Consider the following 24,330-nt stretch of genomic DNA (forward strand, 5'->3'; position numbering starts at 1 on the left):
TAATAACTTATTAACTTACCCCTGCCTTCATCAGGTCTTACATTCAGGTCTTACATAAAGTTTTAAATTTGGCAGATTTTAAGCTCAGAATTATAAACAACTAAGCTGTTCATTAAATCAGGCTTACAGGAATTTCAATCTAAACCCCAATTATATAAGTGACCTATGACTCAACCCAAATTGGCAATTACCATTGGCGACCCTGCAGGCATTGGCACGGAAATAGTGCTTAAGGCTTTGGCAAAAGTTTCCCATGATCTTGCTAGTTTTACAGTGATTGGCGATCGCTCGGTAATTACTAGCACCTATCAACTCCTTAAAAAATATGATCTCCAACTAGCCGATCCCGACTCCCTAGAAATATTAGATACCAATACCCATCTGCCAATTACTTTAGGTGAAGGCAATCAAAATAGCGGAGAAGCAAGTTTTCATTATCTGGATACAGCGATCGCTCAAACCCTAACAGGTAAATTTCAAGGTATAGTCACCGCCCCCATTGCCAAATCCGCATGGAAATTAGCAGGACATTACTACGCAGGGCAAACCGAACTGTTAAGTGAACGCAGTGGTAGTAAAGATACAGGAATGTTATTTGTCGCCCGATCACCTCATACAAACTGGGTAATGAGAACTTTACTAGCAACCGTCCATATTCCTTTAGCTCAGGTGCCAAAAGTTTTAACCCCGCAGTTAATTGAACAAAAATTAGAATTACTCAGACGATCGCTATGTACAGATTTTCAACTTACAACTGCAAAAGTGGCGATCTCTGGACTAAACCCCCACAGTGGCGAACAAGGACAACTAGGTACGGAAGAACAGGAATGGCTAAACCCGTTAATCGAGAGCATACATCAATCATGGAGCGATCGTAATTCTAAATTTGAACTGATCGGGGCAATTCCCCCTGATACCCTGTGGGTAAATCCCAATTTAGCTTGGCATAATCCTCATAAAGTTCATCTTGGCTATGATGCCTATGTAGCCCTATACCATGATCAAGGCTTAATTCCTGTCAAGCTGCTGGCATTTGATCAAGCCGTTAACACCACAATTGGACTCCCATTTATTCGCACTTCCCCCGATCATGGTACTGCTTTTGATATTGCAGGAAAAGGTATTGCCAAATCAGATAGTTTAGAAGCAGCGATCACCACTGCCATAGAACTAGTTCAAGTTAGAGTTGTAAATAATCCAAATTAAATACTAGACAGGCTCTAATAATTAAGCTATATTTAATTTCCGTGTAAAAAAGGATACTGAAAGTTTGTGCTTTTAAGTCCTTGCAGGTGAGTAGTAAATCGCAGCCCTACCGCATTAAGTTTCTGAGAGCTAGGCTTTACCCAAAGTTCTAAACATTACGTCAGAAAGTTCTACATTCATCTTCGTATTGAAGTAAGAGGATTATTTTCATGTCTGTTGGTATTCTTGGTACAAAACTTGGTATGACCCAAGTCTTTGACAGTAATGGTAATGCTGTTCCAATCACAGTGGTTCAAGCTGGTCCATGCACAATTACGCAAGTTAAAACTCCTAGCAAAGAAGGCTACAGTGCCATCCAAATTGGCTATGGGCAAACAAGAGCAAAATTAGTTTCAAAGCCAGAATTAGGACATCTTAAAAAGTCCGACTCTTTGCCAGTCAAGCATTTACAAGAATATCGAGTTGCAGACACATCCAGCTATCACCTTGGGCAAGAACTCAATGTTAGTCAGTTTTCCGAAGGGCAAGTAGTAGATGTAATTGGTACCAGTATTGGTAAAGGTTTCGCAGGCTATCAAAAACGTCATAACTTTAAGCGTGGACCAATGGCTCACGGCTCCAAAAATCATCGTGCTCCTGGTTCTACTGGTGCAGGTACAACTCCTGGTAGGGTTTATCCTGGTAAGCGCATGGCAGGTAGATTGGGTGGCAAGCAAATCACCACTAAAAAGCTAATTCTTGTCCAAGTAGATACGGAAAAGAACCTACTTTTAATTAAGGGTGCTTTACCTGGTAAACCTGGAGCATTAGTGAATATCGTACCTGCAAAAGTTGTAGGCAAGAGGAAGGAAAAATAGATGATTACTGTACAAGACTGGGATGGTAATAATACTGGTGAGATTAGCCTAGACCTTAAAACAGCTAAGGAAACAACAGCTAATGGTATTGTTCACCGAGCTTTGATTAGACAACTAAATAACCAACGTCAAGGCACTGCATCCACTAAAACTCGTGCTGAAGTTAGAGGTGGAGGACGTAAACCTTGGAAGCAAAAAGGTACTGGTAGAGCCAGAGCAGGTTCTAACCGATCGCCCCTGTGGAGAGGTGGAGGCGTTATATTTGGACCTAAGCCTAGGGATTTTGACATTAAGATGAATCGCAAGGAAAGACGCTTAGCCATAACCACTGCACTAGCAGGAAGAGCAAGCGATCTAGTAGTAGTTCAAGACTTTAATGGGCAACTACCAAAGCCAAAAACCAAAGATTTGGTAAATGCTCTAAGTCGATGGGGTGCAGAGCCACGTAAAAGAACTCTTTTGATAACCGATCAAAAGCATGAAAACATTGAACTGTCTGCTCGCAACGTTAGAAACTTAGTTTTAATTACAGCTGATCAGTTAAATATCTTTGATATAGTCAATGCTCACAAACTAATTGTCACAGCGACTGCCCTCGATAAAATTCACTCTATCTATTCAGCTAAAGTCACAAATAACGTACAACAAGAGGTAGAAAGTCATGGGTAGAAAGCTTCAAAAAGTTTTTGATCAAAGAAGACTGCCAGATGTGATCCGTCGTCCCCTAATCAACGAAAAAGCTACACTTTTACTTGAAAATAATCAATACACCTTTGACGTTATTCCTGACGCCAATAAGATCGAAATCAAGGTGGCTGTTGAAACTCTGTTTTCAGTAAAGGTCAAATCTGTAAATACTCACACCCTTCCTGCTAAAGCTAGACGTGTCGGTAAATTTGCTGGCAAACGACCTCAATACAAAAGAGCGATCGTGACCCTTGCTCAAGGCGACAAAATAACTCTATTCCCAGACGTATAAGGAAAAAATCAATGGGCATCCGCATATACAAACCCTATACTCCTAGCACCCGAGGGCTAACGGTATCCGACTTTAGCGAAATCACTAAATCAGAACCAGAAAAATCTCTAACCAAACATATTCACCGTGCGCAAGGACGTAATAACCGAGGAGTTATTACCAGTCGTCGCCGAGGTGGAGGTCATAAACGGCTCTATCGTATCATTGACTTTAAGCGCAACAAAACTAGTATCCCCGCCGAAGTTCTCGCCATTGAATATGATCCCAACCGTAATGCTCGTATTGCTTTAGTATCCTACGCAGATGGCGAAAAGCGATACATCCTTCATCCCAAAGGGCTACAAGTCGGAGCATCTATTCAATCTGGTGAATCTGCTCCCCTCGAAGTTGGGAATGCCTTGCCACTATTCAGTATTCCCCTAGGTACCATTGTTCATAATGTCGAACTGGTTCCTGGTAAAGGTGGGCAGTTGATTAGAGCTGCGGGTGGTGGTGCACAAATTGCCGCAAAAGAAGGTAACTTCGTTACGCTTAAACTCTCTTCTGGGGAAGTACGAATGATCCGAAGAGAATGTTACGCCACAATTGGACAGGTAGGTAATACCGAACAAAGTAACTTCACCTTGGGTAAGGCAGGGCGCAATCGCTGGAAAAATCGCCGCCCAATGGTTCGTGGTTCAGCTATGAACCCTGTGGATCACCCCCATGGAGGTGGTGAAGGTTGTGCTCCAATCGGTCGTCCTGGACCAGTTACACCTTGGGGTAAACCAGCCCTAGGCTATAAGACTAGGAAGAAGAAAAAACTTAGTAGCTCATTGATTGTGCGTCGTCGCCGCAAGGGTTCCAAACGTGGTAAAGGAGGACGTAATGCTTAGTAGTTTTGACAAACTTTTTGACAAATTTATGATTTTTAATCAAGACTTGAGGATACTTTTATGTCTCGTTCGTTAAAGAAAGGTCCATTTGTGGCTGATAGTCTCCTTACTAAAATTGAAAATCTCAATGCTAAGGGTGAAAAAACGGTAATTAAAACTTGGTCGAGAGCTTCTACGATCTTGCCTCAAATGATTGGACATACTATCGCTGTTCATAATGGGAAACAGCATGTTCCAGTCTTTGTAACAGAGCAAATGGTTGGACATAAACTCGGAGAGTTTTCCCTAACTCGTACATTTCGTGGTCACGCTAAAGGTGACAAAAAGGCAAGGAGATAAAATATATGATCTTATCTGAGAATGAAGTTCCAGCCATAGTTAAGTTTATACGGATGTCTCCCCACAAGGTAAGACGAGTACTCGATCAAATTCGCGGTCGTAGCTACAGAGAGGCTCTAATCATACTTGAGTTTATGCCATATCGAGCTTGCGAACCAATATTAAAACTTTTACGGTCTGCAGCGGCAAATGCTGAACATAATAATGGATTTGATCGGGCTAACCTTGTAGTTAGTCAGGCCTATGCAGACATGGGAAGTAGTCTAAAGCGGTTTAGACCTCGAGCACAGGGTAGAGCCTATCAAATTCTTAAGCCCACCTGTAGTATCACCATCACAGTTAAACCAATGGAGGAATCATAACTATGGGACAGAAAATTCATCCAACTGGTTTACGGCTTGGTATTGTCCAGCCTCATTTATCCAAATGGTTTGCTGATACTGATAGATACCCTATCTTAGCTGCAGAAGATTATGAAATTCGTCGTCATATCGAGAAAACCCTAAGTAGTGCCGGAATTTCCAGAATTCTAATTGATCGTAAAGCCGATCAAGCTGATATAGAAATTCGTACGGCTCGACCTGGTGTTGTGGTTGGAAGGCAGGGAACAGGTATAGACCAGCTTCGTAAAGGATTATTTGAATACCTAACTAAAGTAGGTAGTATTAAGAAGTCTGGTACCAGCCAAATTCGGATTAACGTTGTGGAAGTTGCTAAGGTTGATTCTGAAGCTCCTCTCATTGCTGAATATATTGCCCAACAATTGGAACGTCGCGTTTCCTTTCGTCGCATAGTCAGACAGGCAATTCAAAGAGCCCAACGAGCGGGAATTGAAGGGATAAAAGTTCAAATTGGTGGTCGTCTTAATGGTGCTGAAATTGCTCGTAGCGAGTGGGTAAGAGAGGGGCGAGTACCCCTACATACTCTTCGCGCCGACATTGATTATTCCTATAAAACTGCCCAAACTATTTATGGAGTAATTGGAGTCAAGGTGTGGGTATTTAAAGGAGAAATTATTCCTGGAAGAGAGGAATCAACACTCCAACAGGAACAACCACGCCGCCGCCAGCAACGCCGTCGTACACAATTTGAAGATCGCTCAGGAGTTGGGGAGAGTTAATTTTATGTTAAGTCCTAAACGTACTAAATTTCGTAAAACTCAAAGGGGTAGAATGTCTGGTCCCGCAACAAGGGGTGCCAACATTGACTTCGGAGACTTTGCTATGCAAGCTCTAGAACCAGCCTGGATTACATCTAGACAGATTGAATCTAGTCGTAGAGCCATGAATCGCTACATTAAAAGAGGTGGCAAGATTTGGATTCGGATATTTCCAGATAAATCAGTTACCCAACGTCCAGCAGATACTCGTATGGGTTCTGGTAAGGGAGCCCCAGAATATTGGGTATGTGTAGTCAAACCCGGACGGATTATGTTTGAAGTTGCTGGAGTGACTGAAGAAACTGCTAAAGAAGCTATACGTCTTGCTGCAGCCAAAATGCCTATAAAAACAAGATTCATTAAACGTGAGAAGGAGTAAATAAATGTCACTCCCCAAAATTGAAAAAATTCGGGAATTATCTGATGCTGAAATATCCACTGAGATTTTGGCAATTAAAAGAGAGTTATTTGAATTAAGACTAAAAAAGGCAACTCGTCAACCGTTTAAGCCTAGTGATTTTGGCTTTGCCAAGCATCGTTTAAGTCAACTATTAACTATCGAAAATCAACGTAAACAAGCTGTGAATGGAGGGCAAAACTAATGGCTATTAAAGAGAAAGTCGGACTAGTTGTTAGTAATAAGATGGATAAAACAGTAGTTGTGGCTGTAGAAAATCGTTCATCCCACGGCAAATATGGAAAAATTGTGGTTCAAACTCGTAGGTTTAAAGCCCATGATGAGCTTAATGCCTGCAAAGAAGGTGACCAAGTCCGTATTCAAGAAACTCGCCCACTCAGTCGTACTAAGCGTTGGCAAGTGGTTAATGTAATCAATTCCACATCTACTTGATTTAAAGTTTATTTGATTAAAAGTCATGATTCAACAAGAAAGTTACTTGAATGTAGCGGATAACAGTGGAGCTAAGAAGTTACTTTGTATCCGTGTCCTTGCTGGAGGAAGTCGTAAGTTTGCTGCGGTTGGAGATGTAATCATAGCAACTGTCAAGGATGCAACTCCTAATATGCCTGTTAAGAAGTCTGATGTGGTAAGAGCTGTGGTAGTTCGCACTAGGAATACAATTAGACGAGACTCGGGTATGAGCATCAGGTTTGATGATAATGCTGCTGTTATTATCAATGCTGAGGGTAATCCTAAAGGTACTCGCGTATTTGGTCCCGTAGCTAGAGAGCTAAGGGATAAAAACTTTACCAAAATTATATCTCTGGCACCGGAGGTACTCTAAATGTCTAAAAAATTACCAACATATCAAGGCAACGCTACATCTTTCAAGATGCATGTTAAAAAAGGTGATACTGTTCAGATTATATCTGGAAGCTATAAGGGAAAAGTGGCAAAAATTCTAGCTGTCTTCCCTAAGACTAGTACTGTTTTAGTTGAAGGCGTAAACCTCAAAACAAAGCATGTCAAACCTCAAGGTGAGTCTCAACCAGGGGAAATCGTTACCCGAGAGTTCCCGATTCACAGTTCAAAAGTGATGGTGTATTCAGATAAGGAAAAATTAGCAAGTCGCATTGGCTATACAGTCACTGAAGCAGGCAAAAAGGTCAGAACTCTGAAAAGAACCAACGAAATTCTCAGTTAATTAAATTTCTGGATTAAATTACTGTTAAATTTCAATTTATTTTCCTGACCAAGACCAGGGTATCCACTCAATTAGTTCATCAAAAGCAATGTCAAATCGATTTAAAGATAGTTATTATAGCCAAGCTATACCAAAGTTGGTAGAGCAGTTTAAGTATACTAATGTACATCAAGTACCTAAGTTTGAAAAAGTTGTTATTAATAGAGGCTTGGGGGAGGCAGCTCAAAATTCTAAGTCTTTAGAAGCATCTCTAGTTGAAATAGCTGCTATTGCTGGTCAAAAACCAGTAGTTACAAGAGCTAAAAAGGCGATCGCTGGCTTTAAAGTAAGACAAGGTGTTCCTGTTGGTATGATGGTGACCCTAAGACGGGAACGGATGTACGCATTTTTAGATCGATTAATTAATTTTTCCTTACCTCGAATTCGTGACTTTCGTGGGGTTAGCCCTAAAAGTTTTGATGGTAGAGGTAACTATACTTTGGGTATACGCGAACAGCTAATCTTTCCAGAAATTAGCTATGACAGCATTGACCAAGTTAGAGGTTTAGATATTTCAATTATTACTACAGCAAAGACAGATGAAGAGGGGCGAGCTTTGCTTAAGGCTATGGGTATGCCCTTTAGAGATCAAAAGGATCAATAGGAGGTAAAGATGGCAACTAATGATACTATTTCCGACATGCTTACAAGGATTCGTAACGCAACTAGTGCTAAGAACCAAGTTACAGCAATTCCTGCAACTAAAATGACTCAGAGTATTGCGCAGGTATTAAGACAAGAGGGCTATATCAGTGATTTTGAGGAAATTGGCGAAGGCATAGATCGACGTTTAATGCTTTCCCTAAAATATAAGGGTAAAAATCGCCAGCCGATTATAACTATGCTTAAAAGGGTTAGTCGTCCTGGTTTACGAGTTTATTCTAATCACAAGGATTTACCGAAGGTTTTAGGAGGAATTGGTATTGCCATTGTGTCAACGTCCAAGGGAATCATGACTGATCGCGAAGCCCGTAAGCAAGGTGTAGGTGGAGAAATACTCTGCTTTGTTTATTAATTTTAGTTTACTGAATTAGGAGTATCACTTATGTCCAGAATTGGCAAGCGCCCAATCAATATTCCCCCTAAAGTTAGCGTGGCGATCGCAGGTCAAGATGTTACCGTCAAAGGGGCTAAAGGGGAGTTACATCGCACATTATCTCCCAAAATTGAAATAGTTCAGGATGGTAATAACTTACAGGTAAATCGTCGTGATGATTCAAGATCAGCAAGACAGCTACACGGTTTATCTCGTACGCTTGTGGCTAATATGATTGAGGGAGTCTCTAATGGCTTTCAGACTCGCCTAGAGATTCAAGGTGTGGGTTATCGTGCTCAGGTACAAGGTACCACACTAGTTTTAAATGTTGGTTATAGTATTCCAGTGCAGATTAATCCTCCTTCTGGCATTGATATTAAAGTCGAAGGAACTACCAACGTTATTGTCAGTGGTATTAATAAAGAAGTAGTTGGTAATGTCGCTGCCCAAATTCGCTCAGTCCGACCACCTGAAGTTTATAAAGGTAAAGGTATCCGCTATGCAGGTGAGGTTGTCCGTCGTAAAGCTGGCAAGACTGGGAAGAAGTAAGTGAAATTAATATAATAATTTTGAGACGTTAAGGATATGAAAACAAGTCATAAAGAGGCTACTCGTAGTAGACATAAGCGGATAAGACGGAAGCTTTCTGGCACTCCAGAGCGTCCTCGCTTATCAGTTTTTCGCTCAAACAAACATATAGTTGTGCAGATAATTGATGATGCCAATCAACATACTCTTGTTGCAGCATCTACCTTAGAGTCGGAGCTAAAAACTAGTCTAAGTTCCACCGCAAATTGTGAAGCCTCTGCTAAGGTGGGAGAGTTAATTGCCCAACGAGCGATCGCTAAAGGAATATCTCAAGTTGTATTTGATCGTGGCGGCAATCTTTACCACGGACGTATAGAAGCATTGGCTGAAGCAGCACGGGCATCGGGACTAGTTTTTTAGTATCCTGTGAAGGTAAATAAACAGTAAGTAATTAGTTAAATTGAATCAGTAAATTGAATTAGTTAAATTGGTAAAGTAAAGTGGCAGAACGTAAAAATAAAGACAGTCGTAATAGCAGTCCTAGAGATGCTGGCACTCCAGAGGGTGGACGCGAAGATAAGCGTGGTAAAGGTAAGCGCGGCGAAACCAAAAAAGCCAATGATCGTAATGCTCGTGGGGAAAAAGAGTCCGAGTGGCAAGAGCGTGTTGTGCAAATCCGTCGTGTAACCAAGGTAGTAAAAGGTGGTAAAAAGCTTAGCTTTAGGGCGATCGTCATTGTTGGTAATGAAAAGGGACAAGTCGGTGTTGGTGTTGGCAAAGCCAGCGATGTAATTGGTGCCGTTAAAAAAGGCGTTGCCGATGGCAAGAAACACTTGATTGAAGTACCCATCACTAAATCTAATTCGATTCCCCATCCCAGTCATGGAGTTGGGGGTGGCGCTCAAGTTATGATTCGTCCTGCCTCGGCTGGTACTGGAGTAATTGCTGGTGGTGCGGTCAGGACTGTTTTAGAACTAGCTGGGGTAAAAAATATTCTTGCTAAGCAACTAGGTTCTGGTAATCCATTGAATAATGCTCGTGCTGCGATCAATGCTTTGTCCACATTACGGACTTTTAGTGAAGTTGCCAAGGCTAGAGATTTAACGCTAGAAAATTTATATACTTAATTAACATACTTAAACGGTTATGAAATTAGAAGATTTAAAACCACAAGCAGGCTCACAGCATCGTAAGCGCAGAGTTGGAAGAGGTATTGCTGCTGGGCAGGGTGCAAGTTGTGGTGTGGGAATGCGGGGACAAAAATCTCGATCTGGAAGACCAACCAGACCAGGATTTGAAGGTGGTCAAATTCCTTTGTATAGACGGATTCCTAAGCTTAAGCATTTTACGGTAATTAATAAGCGTGAATATACTCTTATCAATATTGCCAAACTTGAGCAACTAGCTCCTAACTCTGAGGTGTCCCTAGAGTCGCTAATTGCATCGGGAATTATTACTCAAAATGACGGTGACTTAAAAGTTCTAGGAAATGGGGATATATCTATTCCCTTAACAGTTCATGCCAGTGCTTTTTCCGCAAGTGCTAAAGCCAAGATTGAAGCCGCAGGTGGAACTTGTGTTTTAGTTTAGTATGATTAGATATAACTAATTTACTTTTTTACACTGGTTTTTATCTTGGTTTTATATTCAGAGGTAGGCTAAATAATGGTAGTCAGTAAAGGGAAAGCACCTTCTGCTCAAGAAACATTTATGCAAATGGCTCAAGCAAGTGGCTTAAGAGGTCGCCTGCTTGTAACTATAGGTATGCTAATTTTGGTAAGGTTAGGGATATTTTTGCCTCTTCCGGGTATTAATAGGGCGATCTTTGCTGAAGCTGTTAAGAATAACTCCGTAGTCAATTTTCTAGATATTTTCTCTGGAGGGGGATTGTCGGCTTTGGGTATTTTTGCCTTAGGAATTATTCCTTATATTAATGCCTCAATTATTATGCAGTTAATGACCACTGCCCTGCCAACTCTGGAAAATCTTCAGAAAAATGAAGGAGAGGCAGGAAGAAGAAAAATATCTCAATATACAAGATATGTGGCGTTGGGCTGGGCATTATTGCAGAGTTTTGGTATATCTATTTGGGTGCAGGGGACTGGTGCAGTTGTAAATCCAGGTATTGGATTTTCCCTTGAGACTATGGTTGCTTTAACAGCTGGTTCTATGTTTGTAATGTGGGCAGGCGAACTGGTTACGGAAAGAGGAGTTGGTAATGGTGCTTCTCTGCTAATATTTGTGAGTATTGTTTCTGGGTTACCGCGATCCCTTGGCAGCACGATCGCCCTTGCTCAGGCAGATAGTTCTAGGGTTGGTGGTGTTCTCCTTTTATTATCAATCTTCTTAGTAATGATTGTATGTATCGTCTTTGTCCAAGAGGGTACCCGCAGAATTCCAATTATTTCCGCCCGTAGGCAGGTGGGGAGAAAGCTATATCGTGAGCAGTCTAGTTACTTACCCTTGAAGTTGAATCAGGGTGGAGTTATGCCAATTATCTTTGCTTCATCGGTTTTAATCCTGCCTTCTTTTATAGGGCAAACCTTTGCTAGTAACCAGATTGTTGCCTCAGTGACTAGTTTTCTCGCCCCTAATACTTGGGGATATGTTTTATTCTATCTAGTCCTAATTCTAGGGTTTAGCTATTTTTACTCTTCTTTAATTGTTAACCCTGTGGACATGTCCCAGAACTTGAAAAAGATGGGTTCAAGCGTGCCAGGAATTCGTCCAGGTACTGCCACTTCTACTTATTTAACTAAAGTTTTGAATCGTTTAACTTTGCTGGGGGCGATCTTCTTGGGTGCGGTGGCAATTATTCCTACGGCGGTTGAAAGGGCGACAGGTGTGGCAACCTTTAGTGGGATTGGGGCAACGACATTATTGATTTTGGTGGGTGTGGCGATCGAGACTTCCAAGCAAATTCAAACCTATGTGATTTCTCAAAAGTATGAGGGTATGGTTAAACAATGAGTGTTTTAAACAACCCAATTAGAGTAATTTTAATGGGTCCTCCTGGTGCTGGGAAAGGAACTCAAGGAGAGATACTAGCAGCATTATGGCAAGTACCTCGAATTGCGCCAGGTGATATTTTTCGAGCAGAGATTAAGGCTGAGACTGAATTAGGACTTAAAGTTAAGGCTTTTAGTGATTCTGGTAAGCTCGTTCCCGATGAAACTGTGATTGAACTTATGCGATCGCGGCTTAATCAACCTGACACAAGTTCTGGCTGGATATTAGACGGATTTCCTCGAACTGTTGTCCAAGCTGAGTCCCTTGATATGTTACTAGCAGAGATGTCTCAAGTTTATGATTATGTGATCAATTTAGAGGTACCTGATCACATTTTAATTGAGAGGCTCTTACTTCGAGCTAAACAGGATGGCAGAGTTGATGACACGGAAGATGTGATTAAAAATAGGCTTCAGGAATACTATGCAAAAACTAAACCTTTACTGGATTTTTATGGTCAAAGGGTTATAGTTATTGATGGAACCCCAGTTCTTAGTGAAGTCACCAAAGATATTCAAAATAAGCTAGGCTCACTATAAATTAGTATATTCATTCATATATTCGGAGAAAGATTTTTTGTCTAAAGAAGATTCAATTGAAATGGAAGGTACTGTGACTGAGTCACTGCCTAACGCTATGTTTAGGGTGGATTTAGATAATGGTTTTAATGTCTTGGCTCATATTTCTGGCAAGATTCGTCGTAACTATATTAAAATCCTGCCTGGTGATCGGGTTAAAGTTGAGTTAACCCCCTATGATTTAACTAAAGGTCGAATTACCTATCGACTAAGAAATCAAGGGGGAGGAACTAAAAAGGGTATATAGATAATCTGACACTCAACCTATATGGCGGATAGAAGTTCTGCTTTAGGAGTACTATTTACTTTATCTATAAAACTTTTAAGATTGCTCATGAGTTGAGGGTCTTTATCTTGGGGCGTGAATACTTGTAAGATCATTTCTGAACGGAGCTTGTAAATATCTTGGTTTTTCGGTTCAGTTTCGAGTTGATTAGTATATATACTCAAAGCATCAAACCAATATCCATACTGACTATAGAGTTGAGCTTTTTCAATATTTGTCGTGGCTTTAGCGATCGCCTTCTGCATATCACCATCTAACCTACTTAGTAAGATTGAACCAACGGTTTGTAAATTACTACTTGCTGTACTGCCTCGCATTCTTAATTGCCAGACGTATAGTTTATCAGGCTTTAAAGCTGGTGCGTTTTTGGGAAGAGTTAACTTATACAGTCCACTTTTTTCAGCGATCCCTTCTACTTTGAATAGAACATTGCCATCTCGATCTGTGGGGTCTTTTAATTCAAAAATAGTTTTATAGGGGAAATTAGCACTATCAGCTAAATACCAATAAAAAGTGGGTCTTTCTGAGGCTGTTCTGCCGCCATCATCAGGAACCAAGGGAATTACCAGGGACGTATTAATGGAACGAACAGCACCCCCAGTACCACTAGAAATAGGGATTCCCAGTCCGTAGGGCTTTTGAGTTGGGGCAGAAATTGCTACTCCACTTAGACTCAAGAACACGGATAAAACTGAAGTAGCTAAGATTTGTTTAGTTTTTGATAGGTTATTCATATGGAAATCTCACTGAGATGAGTTTGGCTGTAAGCTATGACAATAATTGGGAGCTATAGGTTGCCAGCTTGTGATGATTGCTGACTCTGAGTATAAATCTTAAGTCTGATCTGGATGATCTTAAATGATGATAATCACTATGGAGTAAATTCTTAATCACTTAACTACAGTGATATTTTTTTATCCTAGCAAGATTAATATATCTATGATTTATTAATCTTGCTAGCAATATAGTTCCTAAAGCAAACTATAGAATTAAGTATAGTTCTACAGCTAAGGCAATGGGTGAACAAGTACCAAAAACTATGCAACCTTCTAATACTTTTATAGTATGTGGACTAGGGAGTCTCGGACAAAGTTGTGTGCAGGCAATCTGTGATTTTGGTGGTAGTGTTAGGGCGATCGAGCAGGCGCAACCATTGACATGGGAAATTCCAGAACTACCAGTATTGCTGGATAAATTGGTTATTGGTGATTGTCGCCAAGCAAGAATTTTAGAGGAAGCGGGAATTTATGAGTGTAGGGCGATTTTGCTGGTTACTAGTAATGAAAGAGTTAACCTAGAGACGGCTTTTGCGGTGCGATCGCTTAATCCTGATATTCGTTTGATTGTGCGATCTGGTAAACAAAACTTAAATGATCTACTCCAAGAGCACTTAGGTGATTTTATTGCCTTTGAACCCACTCAGCTACCTGCACCTACTTTTGCCTTAGCTGCTTTGAGTGATGAAATTGTCGGTTTTTTTACCTTAGATGACCAATTAGTAAGAGTTGTGCAAAAGCAAATTGATCAAAGCCATAAGTGGGCAGAAGTAAGAATAATTTATGAACTCAATACCCGTAATCGCCAAATTTTAATACATAAATCCGCACAATTCTCTGATCAAGAAACAACAAATACCTTATTTAATCGCTTGGAATTAGATACCCGTATTAGGACTGGAGATACTTTAACCTATATTGAGTTAGCAGATTCCGATCTATTAGAGCGATCGCAGGCGAATCAAAAACAGGACGGAAGCCAAAAATTTGATTCCAACTTAATCTGGACAAATTTTCAAGCCAATTATATCAACTTTCAGCAGTGGCTTTCTGAGAGTCGAACCCGAATGGCAGCAGCGTTATGTGGGGTAGTAGTTATCGTATTGACTATAGTCGGGACTATTCTGTTTAGACTCTTCTATCCTGGGATTAGCCTTCATGACTCTTTCTTTACTACGATTTCATTAATCCTAAGTGGCTATGGAAATATTTACAGCGCAATTGTAAGTACTGATCCTGGACCACAGTGGTTAAGATTTTTCGGGTTAATTCTTACTATAATTGGAACTGGACTTTTAGGTTTACTCTATGGGCTTTTGACAGAGAGCCTTTTAAGTGCAAGGTTTCAGTTTTTATCGCGCCGTCCGCCTATACCTGAAACAGACTATGTGATTTTGGTGGGTTTGGGAAGAGTGGGACAGAAAGTAGCAAAATTATTGCAGGAATTTAGTCAGCCCTTAGTTGCCATTACGAATTTAGAGATTGATCCCACGCTTTTACCTAATATTCCAGTGATATTTGGCAATATCAATAGTGCTTTGGAAAAAATTAGCCTTACTAAAGCTAAGAGCCTAGTTGCTGTTACCGATGATGAAATGCTGAATTTAGAATTGGCAATGATGACCCATGCAGTAAATCCCCAAAGTCGCCTAGTAATTCGGACATTTGAACAAAGTTTTAGTAAAAATCTTGCCCAATTACTACCCTATGCTGAGGTTCTCTGTGCTAACTCAATTTCTGCGGAAGCATTTGCGGCGGCAGCCTATGGAGAAAATGTGATTAGTTTATTCCGGCTGCATAATCAAACGGTTCTGGTTACAGAGTACTTTGTGGAAACTGGTGACACTCTTAATGGCTTAATTTTGGCTCAAGTTAAGTATGGCTACGGGGTTGTACCTGTATTGCATCAGGAACCTCATAGTACAGCTAAGTTCATGCCCAGTGATGATACAAGATTAAATCATAGCGATCGCTTGGTGGTTTTAGCTACGATTAAAAGTCTACAAGTAATTGAAGTAGGCACATTAATTGAACCAAATTGGTATGTGTATATTGAGAAGCCTATGAATAAAGAGGCAATATTTGAAGGCGCAAATGTGATTGTACGAGTTTGCAACTGTTCGATGCCTAGGGCAAGGGAAGTAATGGAAAATTTACCGAATCGTCTGAATTTTGCTTTATATAAGCTACAGGCTCAAAGGTTAGTACGAGAATTGCTTAAAGCTCAGGTGACTGGATATATAATTATCTGATTGTGCTAATACTTAAGTATTTCAGGAACCTAAAAGTCTAACTTTCAAGTCTTATTTTTAGAGTCTTTGGGATTGCTAGTTATTTCTTGAATATGATGAAAAGTATTAAGCGACTGGTTGTATATGCCCTGCGTCGTTGTCGTAAATTTCTTTTGGCAGTAGTAATTACGACGTTGTTAGCAATTTTGGTCAATCCCTATTCAGCCCATTCATTGGATTTATCAGATTTATTACGCATTGTGCCTAGTGTAATTCAAGTAGTAGAGATTTCTAATATTTCCGATACCGATGAAGTTAAATTGGGTAGCCAGATTAATCGTAATATTTTGTCTCAGGTGCGTTTGAGTCGAAATCGGGAAGCTAATAATCTGGTTAAAAGCATTGGTGCGGAGTTAGTCCCTCAGAGCGATCGCCCCAATATTCCCTATACATTTCAAGTTGTAGATGATCCTGATATAAACGCTTTTGCCACGATGGGGGGCTTTGTCTATATAAATACTGGTACTATTGCCGCCGCAGATAATCGAGCGCAATTGGCTAGTGTGATTGCCCATGAGATGGGTCATATTGCGGGTAGGCATGCCCTAGAACAGGTGAAGCAACAGGCAATTACCCAAGGGATTGTGTCTATTGTGGGTGCTGATCGCAATCAGATTGTGAATATTGGCACTGAGTTGGCTTTGCGGTTACCTAATAGTCGAGAAGCAGAATTTGATGCCGATCGCCGTGGACTCCAAAACCTGAATAATGCCGATTATGCTGTGCAAGCTATGCCAGATTTTATGCAAAAGTTAGCACGGAGTTCTAATAATGCCCCTGATTTTTTAAATACACATCCTGCGGTTAAAGATCGAATTGTGGCTTTGAATCAAATGATTAGAGATAATAGCCTTCAGGGATACAAAGGTTTGGATAATACTGCATATCAAAAACGCTGGCGATCGGCGAGATTTTAGGACAATTTATTTGACATTACGTTCCGAACTCTCCCAGCCTGCGGGTGCCATGATAATTAATTCTCCCGTACTTGTTAACTCTAGGCGCAGATCGGGGTTTAGCTGACACAAACGCTCAAATTGAGAGTGATCGGCATGGAGAACCATATCACTGACGTTTAATATTAAATCCGTTGGAGATTGAGCTACGGACATAGACCTAAGAGTATTTAATGGTTTAATTTTATATTTTAAAGAGTCTTAAGAACATCTACCAAAAGCTTAATATCATCCATAGTGTTGAGATATTGTAAAGAAGCCCTTAGGCAATCTGGCGTGGGAATTGAGCGGATAATAATTTGATGATTTGTCTCCAAATATTGAGAAACCTGAGCATGGGACTGATTAGCGATCGCAAAACTAACTAATCCACATTTTGGTGGTTCCTTTTTAATACATTCTACGTTAGGAACTTCCTGTAAAGCTTCCCATAGATATTTACTGAGTTCGCAAATACGAGCATATCTTTCAGTCTGATTTCCAAAGGTATTCCCTTGGGCGATCGCTGTTTTTAAAGCTCCATAGAGAGGATAGGTAGAAGTTGCCACTTCAAATTTTTGAGCATCCTGTCTCCATGCCACTGTAGGAGAGCCATAAACCAAACTGCGCCAACCCGCAAACGTAGGCTGTGAACTAGCAAAAATGCGAGGATTAATATAAAGTCCACCCACGCCTAAAGCTCCATTCCACCACTTATGACCAGTGAAGGCATAAAAATCCACATCTAAAGCTTGTAAATCTAAGGGTAAAACTCCCACGGACTGAGCCGCATCTATGGCTACTAGGACATCTTGAGCATGGCAAACCGTAATGATTTCTGCTAAAGGTAACACTTGTCCTGTATTCCAGCAGATATGACTAAACATGACCATGCGAGTTTGCGGCTGGAGATGCTTTTGAATGGTCTCGATCGCCACGGACTGATCGGCATTTACAAATAATGGAAAATAGTCAACTTCAATGCCAAACCGAGCTTGCAAAGATTTAGCGATCGCCAAAATACTAGGATGCTCACAATCAGAAATTAGTAACCGATCTCCTTTTTGCCACTTAAAACTCCACAGGGCAATATTACAGCCGTGGGTCGTATTTTCAGTGAGGGCAATGGTTTCAGGTTTTACATTAAGTTCGTGGGCGATCGCCGATTTTAATAAGCTAGTCTCTTGGTTTACCCAACTATTAGCAGCGATGGAAAAAGAACCAATGGATTCGACATAGGCAAAGTTTTCCGAAATTTTAGCTAAGACTTGATGAGATAAGACCCCTTGTCCTCCAAAGTTAAAATAGGTTTTGTTTGCTAGGGCGGGATAGAGCGATCGGATAGCTGCGAGGTTAAAAGTATGCGGGGCGGTCATTTTGAAAACTCCTGTGTCAGTCACTGTCTAAGTCATATTTGTGATCTTTTCAGTTATCTTCGCATGAGCCTTGGTAGTCGGTGCTTAAAGCCACAGAGAATTTCCCAAGAAATTGTACCGAGAATCTCTGCCCAGCGATCAGCATTATTGTCTTCACTATTTCCGAGGATCGTCACCACATCGCCAATCTTCACTTCAGGTACATCGGTCACATCGATTAAGCATTGATCCATCGTAATGGTGCCAACTTGAGCTACTGGTTCAGAGCGATCGCCCACAGTGACAAAAAGCTGATTAGATAAGCCCCTAGGCACACCATCGGCATAACCGATCGCTACGGTGGCAATACGCATATCCTTAGGAGCAATAAAGGAATAGCCATAGCTAACTCCAGTACCAGCAGCAATATTTTTAACTTGAGTAACTCGAGCCTTTACCTGCATGGCGGGACGTAGGGATTCTTTTAACTGTGTTTTTAGATGTATTTTTAAATGAGGAGCAGGATAAAACCCATATACACCTAGACCACAGCGTACTAAATCATAATGCAAATCTGAATTAGTCATCATGCCCGCCGTATTAGCAATGTGTATAAGATGGGGTTGAATATTAAACTCTTTGAGTAAACTAATTACCTGCTTAAATCTCTGGTGCTGAAGCCGCAAAATAGTCTGATCAGACTCATCCGCCGTTGCCAAATGGGAATAGATACTATGAATTTTTAGGTAAGGCAAACTGTGAACCAGTTTTATAAAATCCTTTGCCTCCTGCCAAGAGGTTCCCAGACGAGACATACCCGTATCAATTTTAAGATGAACTAGCACAGGAGAATTAATGACAGTACTAACAGAATGCTCCTCCCATGCTTCATTCAATATCTGGTTAAATGACAGTGCTTGATCAATGGTGCAAATCGTGGGTTGTAATCGGTTCTCGGCGATCGCTTTAATTTCATCGGGACTATTAGTTGCTCCCAAAATTAAAATTGGGGCGGTAATTCCCGCATTGCGTAACTGCACACCCTCGACAATTGTAGCTACCCCCAGCCAAGTTGCCCCTGCTTCTAATACGGCTTGACTAACAGCGATCGCTCCATGTCCATAGGCATCAGCTTTAACCACTGCCATTAATTCTTTGGAGTCAGATAATAAACTTTTTAAGGTGCGAATATTATGCCTAATTGCGGATAAATCAATCTCAACCCAAGCTCTATAGTTTTGCTTTAGCATCAGCTTAAAATTATTTATTTTAGAAATTATTTATTTTAGATACTTACTTTACATATTCACTTTATATATTCACTTAGTTGAATCCACTGCTCCACACTGAGGTCTTCTGCCCGCACCTGTGGATTAATTTGGATTGCTTCTAAAATATTTACGAGACGATCGCGATCAATAATTGCCCCCAAGTTATTGCGTAACATTTTACGTTTAGTGGCGAATCCCAGCTTGATGATGGTTTCTAGGAATTTTGGATCAGAGGCAGGTTTAACAGGCGATCGCGGTAATAAACAGACTACGGCTGAATCAACCTTTGGCGGTGGGGTAAAAGCTTTGGCGGGAACATCACAAATAAAATGACATTCTGCCAGATACTGCACCCGCACACTCATCGCTCCGTATGCCTTATGTCCTGCCTTTGCCACTAGGCGATCGCCAATTTCTTTTTGGACTAATAATACAATTTGCTCAAACTGCGCCACGGGCTGACTGATGGAGCCTAGAAGTTTTTCTAAAATTGGGCTAGTAATGTTGTACGGAATATTAGCAACGACTTTATTGCAATCTGGCAAAGGTAGGCTCAGAATATCACCTTCAATTAGCTCTAATTTCTGTTCTAAAATTGGTTCAGCAAATCTATGGCGTAGGTTTTGGCACAGGTCACGATCAATTTCTACAGCAACAAGCGATCGCACCAATGGTAAAAGTTTCACAGTTAAAATGCCCGTACCAGGTCCGATTTCTAAAATGCGATCGGTTAGTTGTAAATTTGCAGCTTGGAGAATTTTTGCCAAAGCCTTATCACTTTTTAGCCAATGCTGCCCAAATTGCTTACGAGGATGAATCATGAATTAACGATACAATAAATACCTAAAATAAAGAATTAAAGCTAAGTTCAAGCTGAATCAGATTGAATCAGATCAAGCCGAATCAGAGTATCACACACAGTGGCAGATAAAAGCACAGATAAAAGGGCAGATAAAAACCCAGATAACAGTAAAAGTTCATCTTTTCAGATTCGTCTGGCGCACCAACGGGACGTACCCCACATTTCTCATATTTTAGTAACTAGCTTTTATCATCAATGTCCCCCGTTGCTTTATCCTTTAGCAGTATGGTCGATTTCCCTAGATTTAGGACTGAGGCTTTTAGACTATAGCCCCTACTATGCCTGCCTAGTTGCGACTTCAATTTTAAGTTCAGAAGCGATCGCCACCCTCGAAGTCAACCTTAAAGATATTCCCACCCTAAAATCGGGCAAATCTGACTATTGGTTCAACTGGCATACTACCGAACAACCCTACATTTCCAATCTGGCAGTTCATCCCCATTGGCGAGGGCAGGGCATAGCCTTCAAACTATTGACTACCGTGGAATCTAAGGTGCGTTCGTGGGGATTTAAGTATGTTTACTTGCATGTCCTAGACAGTAATAATTCTGCCTTGAAACTGTATCAACTTTCGGGCTATCAAGTTTATAAGATTGATCCAGAATTTAGCTTTAATCCCTTTACCTCTGGGAAAAGACTATTAATGCGTAAAGCTCTGTAACTATCGGTAGTGCTATACAAAAGTGTAGGCAAATCTGTAACACTTGCTGAAGCTTTTACAGGTAGTCATTTTTACACCATAAAGGCTAAAGCCCAAAAGCCTTGGTAAATGGACATACTACACATATCTGATGCACTACCTAACTATATAACAAAGTCCTTATAGAGAAAATACCTGCCCATCATAGAGCAATCGAGTAATACCTTTTTGAGAAAGATGCGATCGAGTGGCGTAAATTAACGAACTAGGGAACTTAATTACCTTTTGGTTAGGGGTAGAAAACCGCCGCGCCGACCTGTGATTATCAAAAACTGGTAGTGCCTGTAGATTAATTTCATCCGTTGGCACCTTACCTAAGTCCTTAAAATCTCGCATTGGTCTGGTCACAATTTCCGAGGCTTTATCAACCACAATGTAGCAGATATGAGATAGTTCGGCTTCCTCTAAGGGCAGAATCGAGAGAATATTGGCAACCGAATTTAGGTCAGGATTAATCAGACCAGAAGCTGAATCCTCATCAAATTCGTCATCCTCGGGGTCTAGTTCGTCGTCTTCATCAAATTCGTCATCAATAATATCTTCTTCATGGACTAAATCATGAACTAAATCTTCGACTACACTTTTCTGCTCATCAAAATCTTCTAAATCGTCACTATCACTAAAGTCACTAGGCAATTCTTCTTCAGTAATTTCTACTGGAGCTTCTTCAATAATTTCTTTAATAACTTCTTTAACTTTAATAACTTCTTTAGTAAGAGGTGTAATTGGCATAGGTCTGATTGGGGCGGCGGGTCTGCCTAACTCAACCACAGCTTTGGGGCTTTCGGTCTCTTCTATCGCAGCTAATAGTTCTAAGTCAAGTTGGCTGGCTACTTGGTTAGTTGATTGAGTAATGGATTCAGATGCAATGGGTTTGCTCTGGTTCTTGATTTGTTTATTAGATTTTTGGGCAGATTTTGGAGATTTAGTTTGTTTTTTCTGCACAATTTCCTTGTATGCTTCGGGCGACATCATTTCTTGTAATAGGCGAAGGGTAGTACTCGGACTTATGCCAAATTGTTTGGACAACTTAGCTGTAGATAGGTCAGTCTCACAGTACAGACGCAATATTTCTTGTTTGTCGGCGATCGCCAATTTGGAGGAACTCATTTACACAGAAAAAATAAACAGAAAAAATTGAAGCTTCCTATTATATTAGCTCTTAGAACATGGGTTCTTACATTTTTATGTTGTTTTCCCGATGTTGTTTTCCCACAAATGCCGATCATAACTTGCTCTTAACAAATAAATTATGATCCTATGCTTAGATATTGATCAAACGGCAATGGATCAGGGTTATGAATGTTCTGTTTCTCTTCATTTGGTCATTGGCTTTTATTGGTGGCTGCGGAGTTAGGACTTTTTTTGAGGGGACAAGCTTTCCTTGGTTAGCTGCTGTGATTATGCTGGGACTGGGAGCGATCGGGGCGGGGCTGATCCCATTTAGGTTGATGATGGTTAATCGATGGGTGTGGCTGATGGCAGGGTTAATCGGAGCATTTGCCACTTTTTATATCCAGTTTCGAGTTCCTCAACCTTTGCCCAATGATATTTCTAAACTGGCACCGCTAAATCAGGTAACGATTAGGGGAGAGTTGTTGGATTCACCCATGACTTCGGGTAGTGGCAGAGGTAAGTTTACCCTCGCAGCAAGGGAAATAAAACTAAGTTCGGGAGAGCAGAAATCTGTAGAAGGTAAACTCTACGTTACTACCCCTTTGACCCAGGTTACGGGTTTAAGACCATCTCAAAGTATTGCCATCACGGGCAATTTATATTTACCTCAACCTCCTAATAATCCTAGTGGGTTTGACTTTAAGGCATTTTTGGGGCGATCGGGAATTTTTGCTGGACTTAGTGGCAAAAGTCTGAAGGTGCTGAGTGATCCGCCTATATTCGGTGATTGGTGGATTCGGAATCGAATTGTGCGTACCCACGTGACTGGGGCAGGAATGCCTGAAGGAGCCTTACTCAGTTCTTTGGTATTGGGAAATCGAACTATAGATTTACCCTCAGATATAAAGCAAACATTTATCGAGGTTGGTTTAGCAGCAGCACTGGCAGCCTCAGGCTTTCAAGTTTCTATTATTTTGGGAACAGTTTTAGCAATTACCAGTGATAACTCTAATAGGCTTAAATTTATAGCTGGAACTATTAGCTTGGTGGGATTTTTGCTCCTAACTGGCGTGAGTCCATCGGTTTTACGGGCTGTGGTCATGGGTATGGGTACTTTGACAGGTTTAGTTATTGGTCGCCAAATTCGTCCCGTTGTGGGTTTAACTTTAGCGGCAATGATTTTGTTAATAATTCAACCCCTATGGATTAAAGATTTAGGATTTCAGTTAAGTTTTTTAGCTACCTTGGGTTTAGTAGTTAGTGCTGGGGCGATCGCCAAAAAATTAGAATGGCTGCCACCTTTGCTTGCAACTTTATTAGCTGTACCGATCGCTGCTTATTTTTGGACTTTACCTCTGCAACTCTATGCCTTTGGCAAAATTAGTGCCTATAGTATTCTTGCCAACGTCTTAACTACGCCTTTAGTATCATTGGGAACCATAGTGGGGATAGTAAGCGGTCTGCTGGGGATATTTTTTGTACCTTTAGGGGCTGTAATTAGTTGGCTACTAACTGCTCCCATGTCATTAATGATAGCGATCGCTAATGGGATTCGGTCTTTACCTGGAGCTATTACCAATGCGGGATCAATTGCTCTATGGCAGGTACTACTAGGCTATGGCATTATTTTGGGGATTTGGCTTGTGCCTAGGGTTAAAAAACTATGGCTCCCTTTTTCTGTGATTTTTCTAATGATTCTATTTATCCCCGGTGCTATCACTAGATCATCGTTATTTCAAGCTTTAGTAATCTCTAGCGATCGCACGCCTGTCATGCTAATTCAAGATCAAGGCAAGGTAGCTTTAATTAATAGTGGAGATCAGCAGATTGCCAATTTCACCCTAGTACCATTATTTCAAAAGGTGGGGATTAATCAAATTGACTGGGCGATCGCCACTGGTTCGGAGCGTAACATATCCGCAGGATGGCAGGTTATTAAGGATAAACCAATTCCGATTAAAAATTTTGCTAGTTCTGTACCTATTAGCTTAACTGACTCTTTAGCCGATTCTGGTGCCAGTGTTACTGCTTTAAAATTAAACCAACCTTTAGAATTTACCAATCAGAGTCAAATTGAACTAATCAATCAAAGCCCCAACCTGATTCGGATTCAAACCGCTGATACTTCTTGGCTGCTAATGACTGATGCCAAACCAACTTCCCAAAAACAGTTACTTAATCAAGCTCAATTACTTCCCAAGCTAAAGGCAAAAATATTCTGGTGGACGGGAGAAGATTTAATTCCAGAATTATTAGAAGCAGTTCAACCTACTACAGCGATCGCTTCTACTTCCAGTCAAAATAAGGCAAATCAGAATAAAGTTACAATTTCTGCCGACACTATTAGTAAATTAAAAGCTGCCAATATTGATTTCTATCAAACTAATACCGATGGGGCGATCTCATGGACAAATAATCAAGTTCAGGCACTTAAGGATCGAGATGATACTGAATCCCCAATTTAACGAGATTGACGTTGTGCAGTTAAAATTTGGGCTAGAGCCTGTTGAATTTCCTCTGATGTCATAG

The 24,330-nt window shown here is 40.8% G+C and carries 32 protein-coding genes; 26 read left to right on the forward strand and 6 right to left on the reverse strand.

Features of this window, described 5'->3' with window-relative positions; all coding sequences use genetic code 11:
* Positions 1–165: 165 nt before the first annotated feature.
* The 22 genes from pdxA (at position 166) to infA (ending at position 12,456) form a co-directional block, all read left to right on the forward strand.
* Positions 166–1,206: a 4-hydroxythreonine-4-phosphate dehydrogenase PdxA gene (gene pdxA / locus SYN7502_RS03770; RefSeq protein ID WP_015167557.1), complete on the forward strand. Its 1,041-nt coding sequence runs from the start codon at positions 166–168 to the stop codon at positions 1,204–1,206.
* A 209-nt stretch (positions 1,207–1,415) separates the two neighbouring features.
* Positions 1,416–2,063 carry a 50S ribosomal protein L3 gene (gene rplC / locus SYN7502_RS03775; protein ID WP_015167558.1) on the forward strand — a complete coding sequence of 216 codons (648 nt, stop codon included), beginning with the start codon at positions 1,416–1,418 and terminating at the stop codon, positions 2,061–2,063.
* Positions 2,064–2,732 (forward strand): 50S ribosomal protein L4, encoded by a 669-nt coding sequence (rplD, locus tag SYN7502_RS03780; protein WP_015167559.1) that lies wholly within the window; start codon positions 2,064–2,066, stop codon positions 2,730–2,732.
* Positions 2,725–3,042: a 50S ribosomal protein L23 gene (locus SYN7502_RS03785; RefSeq protein WP_015167560.1), complete on the forward strand. Its 318-nt coding sequence runs from the start codon at positions 2,725–2,727 to the stop codon at positions 3,040–3,042. The genes rplD and SYN7502_RS03785 overlap by 8 nt, the downstream gene beginning before the upstream one ends.
* A gap of 11 nt (positions 3,043–3,053) precedes the next feature.
* Positions 3,054–3,917, forward strand: a complete 864-nt coding sequence (gene rplB, locus SYN7502_RS03790) for a 50S ribosomal protein L2 (RefSeq protein ID WP_015167561.1) — start codon at positions 3,054–3,056, stop codon at positions 3,915–3,917.
* 60 nt (positions 3,918–3,977) lie between these two features.
* Positions 3,978–4,256: a 30S ribosomal protein S19 gene (gene rpsS, locus SYN7502_RS03795; protein ID WP_015167562.1), complete on the forward strand. Its 279-nt coding sequence runs from the start codon at positions 3,978–3,980 to the stop codon at positions 4,254–4,256.
* 5 nt (positions 4,257–4,261) lie between these two features.
* Positions 4,262–4,618 carry a 50S ribosomal protein L22 gene (gene rplV, locus SYN7502_RS03800; protein ID WP_015167563.1) on the forward strand — a complete coding sequence of 119 codons (357 nt, stop codon included), beginning with the start codon at positions 4,262–4,264 and terminating at the stop codon, positions 4,616–4,618.
* 2 nt (positions 4,619–4,620) lie between these two features.
* Entirely contained in the window at positions 4,621–5,376 is a 756-nt protein-coding gene (gene rpsC / locus SYN7502_RS03805) for a 30S ribosomal protein S3 (RefSeq protein WP_015167564.1), read from the forward strand.
* A 4-nt stretch (positions 5,377–5,380) separates the two neighbouring features.
* Positions 5,381–5,794: a 50S ribosomal protein L16 gene (rplP, locus tag SYN7502_RS03810; RefSeq protein WP_015167565.1), complete on the forward strand. Its 414-nt coding sequence runs from the start codon at positions 5,381–5,383 to the stop codon at positions 5,792–5,794.
* A 4-nt stretch (positions 5,795–5,798) separates the two neighbouring features.
* Entirely contained in the window at positions 5,799–6,017 is a 219-nt protein-coding gene (gene rpmC, locus SYN7502_RS03815) for a 50S ribosomal protein L29 (protein ID WP_015167566.1), read from the forward strand.
* Positions 6,017–6,265 (forward strand): 30S ribosomal protein S17, encoded by a 249-nt coding sequence (gene rpsQ, locus SYN7502_RS03820; protein ID WP_015167567.1) that lies wholly within the window; start codon positions 6,017–6,019, stop codon positions 6,263–6,265. The genes rpmC and rpsQ overlap by 1 nt, the downstream gene beginning before the upstream one ends.
* Positions 6,266–6,290: 25 nt before the next feature.
* Positions 6,291–6,659 (forward strand): 50S ribosomal protein L14, encoded by a 369-nt coding sequence (gene rplN, locus SYN7502_RS03825; RefSeq protein ID WP_015167568.1) that lies wholly within the window; start codon positions 6,291–6,293, stop codon positions 6,657–6,659.
* Positions 6,660–7,019: a 50S ribosomal protein L24 gene (gene rplX / locus SYN7502_RS03830; protein WP_015167569.1), complete on the forward strand. Its 360-nt coding sequence runs from the start codon at positions 6,660–6,662 to the stop codon at positions 7,017–7,019. It begins immediately after the preceding gene.
* Positions 7,020–7,107: 88 nt separating this feature from the next.
* The gene (rplE, locus tag SYN7502_RS03835) at positions 7,108–7,662 is read left to right on the forward strand and encodes a 50S ribosomal protein L5 (RefSeq protein ID WP_015167570.1); all 555 of its coding nucleotides are present in this window, start codon (positions 7,108–7,110) and stop codon (positions 7,660–7,662) included.
* A gap of 9 nt (positions 7,663–7,671) precedes the next feature.
* Positions 7,672–8,073 carry a 30S ribosomal protein S8 gene (rpsH, locus tag SYN7502_RS03840; protein ID WP_015167571.1) on the forward strand — a complete coding sequence of 134 codons (402 nt, stop codon included), beginning with the start codon at positions 7,672–7,674 and terminating at the stop codon, positions 8,071–8,073.
* 30 nt (positions 8,074–8,103) lie between these two features.
* Entirely contained in the window at positions 8,104–8,643 is a 540-nt protein-coding gene (gene rplF / locus SYN7502_RS03845; protein ID WP_015167572.1) for a 50S ribosomal protein L6, read from the forward strand.
* 36 nt (positions 8,644–8,679) lie between these two features.
* A complete protein-coding gene (gene rplR, locus SYN7502_RS03850) occupies positions 8,680–9,042 on the forward strand; it encodes a 50S ribosomal protein L18 (RefSeq protein ID WP_015167573.1) in 363 nt (120 codons plus the stop codon).
* Between the two features lie 80 nt (positions 9,043–9,122).
* On the forward strand, positions 9,123–9,749 hold the full coding sequence (gene rpsE / locus SYN7502_RS03855; protein WP_015167574.1) for a 30S ribosomal protein S5: 627 nt from the start codon (positions 9,123–9,125) through the stop codon (positions 9,747–9,749).
* A gap of 19 nt (positions 9,750–9,768) precedes the next feature.
* Entirely contained in the window at positions 9,769–10,212 is a 444-nt protein-coding gene (rplO, locus tag SYN7502_RS03860; RefSeq protein ID WP_015167575.1) for a 50S ribosomal protein L15, read from the forward strand.
* 75 nt (positions 10,213–10,287) lie between these two features.
* Positions 10,288–11,592, forward strand: coding sequence for a preprotein translocase subunit SecY (gene secY / locus SYN7502_RS03865; RefSeq protein ID WP_015167576.1), 1,305 nt, complete (start codon positions 10,288–10,290; stop codon positions 11,590–11,592).
* Positions 11,589–12,170 (forward strand): adenylate kinase, encoded by a 582-nt coding sequence (locus tag SYN7502_RS03870; protein ID WP_015167577.1) that lies wholly within the window; start codon positions 11,589–11,591, stop codon positions 12,168–12,170. Before secY ends, SYN7502_RS03870 begins: the two co-directional genes overlap by 4 nt.
* Before the next feature lie 37 nt (positions 12,171–12,207).
* A complete protein-coding gene (gene infA, locus SYN7502_RS03875) occupies positions 12,208–12,456 on the forward strand; it encodes a translation initiation factor IF-1 (RefSeq protein WP_015167578.1) in 249 nt (82 codons plus the stop codon).
* A gap of 17 nt (positions 12,457–12,473) precedes the next feature.
* Here the strand turns inward: infA and SYN7502_RS03880 are convergent, their stop codons facing one another.
* The gene (locus SYN7502_RS03880) at positions 12,474–13,229 is read right to left on the reverse strand and encodes a DUF928 domain-containing protein (protein ID WP_015167579.1); all 756 of its coding nucleotides are present in this window, start codon (positions 13,227–13,229) and stop codon (positions 12,474–12,476) included.
* Positions 13,230–13,510: 281 nt separating this feature from the next.
* Between SYN7502_RS03880 and SYN7502_RS03885 the strand changes: the two genes are divergently transcribed.
* Both SYN7502_RS03885 and SYN7502_RS03890 read left to right on the forward strand, forming a co-directional pair.
* Entirely contained in the window at positions 13,511–15,523 is a 2,013-nt protein-coding gene (locus tag SYN7502_RS03885; protein ID WP_015167580.1) for a potassium channel family protein, read from the forward strand.
* Between the two features lie 92 nt (positions 15,524–15,615).
* On the forward strand, positions 15,616–16,479 hold the full coding sequence (locus SYN7502_RS03890; RefSeq protein ID WP_015167581.1) for a M48 family metallopeptidase: 864 nt from the start codon (positions 15,616–15,618) through the stop codon (positions 16,477–16,479).
* Positions 16,480–16,485: 6 nt separating this feature from the next.
* Here SYN7502_RS03890 and SYN7502_RS03895 read toward each other — a convergent pair whose 3' ends face one another.
* The 4 genes from SYN7502_RS03895 to rsmA are packed head-to-tail and all read right to left on the reverse strand — an operon-like array spanning position 16,486 to position 19,941.
* The gene (locus SYN7502_RS03895) at positions 16,486–16,674 is read right to left on the reverse strand and encodes a PDDEXK family nuclease (protein WP_015167582.1); all 189 of its coding nucleotides are present in this window, start codon (positions 16,672–16,674) and stop codon (positions 16,486–16,488) included.
* 35 nt (positions 16,675–16,709) lie between these two features.
* Positions 16,710–17,873, reverse strand: coding sequence for an aminotransferase class V-fold PLP-dependent enzyme (locus SYN7502_RS03900; protein ID WP_015167583.1), 1,164 nt, complete (start codon positions 17,871–17,873; stop codon positions 16,710–16,712).
* Positions 17,874–17,926: 53 nt separating this feature from the next.
* Positions 17,927–19,102 carry an alanine racemase gene (alr, locus tag SYN7502_RS03905; protein WP_015167584.1) on the reverse strand — a complete coding sequence of 392 codons (1,176 nt, stop codon included), beginning with the start codon at positions 19,100–19,102 and terminating at the stop codon, positions 17,927–17,929.
* 56 nt (positions 19,103–19,158) lie between these two features.
* Entirely contained in the window at positions 19,159–19,941 is a 783-nt protein-coding gene (gene rsmA / locus SYN7502_RS03910) for a 16S rRNA (adenine(1518)-N(6)/adenine(1519)-N(6))-dimethyltransferase RsmA (protein WP_371257822.1), read from the reverse strand.
* 102 nt (positions 19,942–20,043) lie between these two features.
* Here rsmA and SYN7502_RS03915 point away from each other — a divergent pair, with 102 nt between their 5' ends.
* Complete coding sequence (locus SYN7502_RS03915; protein ID WP_015167586.1) at positions 20,044–20,646, forward strand: GNAT family N-acetyltransferase; 603 nt, start codon at positions 20,044–20,046, stop codon at positions 20,644–20,646.
* Positions 20,647–20,805: 159 nt separating this feature from the next.
* Here SYN7502_RS03915 and SYN7502_RS03920 read toward each other — a convergent pair whose 3' ends face one another.
* Entirely contained in the window at positions 20,806–21,795 is a 990-nt protein-coding gene (locus SYN7502_RS03920) for a hypothetical protein (protein ID WP_015167587.1), read from the reverse strand.
* 188 nt (positions 21,796–21,983) lie between these two features.
* On the opposite strand from SYN7502_RS03920, the gene SYN7502_RS03925 reads away from it, so the two are divergent.
* The gene (locus SYN7502_RS03925; protein WP_015167588.1) at positions 21,984–24,266 is read left to right on the forward strand and encodes a ComEC/Rec2 family competence protein; all 2,283 of its coding nucleotides are present in this window, start codon (positions 21,984–21,986) and stop codon (positions 24,264–24,266) included.
* Positions 24,267–24,330 lie beyond the last annotated feature (64 nt).

This window comes from Synechococcus sp. PCC 7502 (assembly GCF_000317085.1).
Classification (GTDB): domain Bacteria; phylum Cyanobacteriota; class Cyanobacteriia; order Pseudanabaenales; family Pseudanabaenaceae; genus PCC-7502.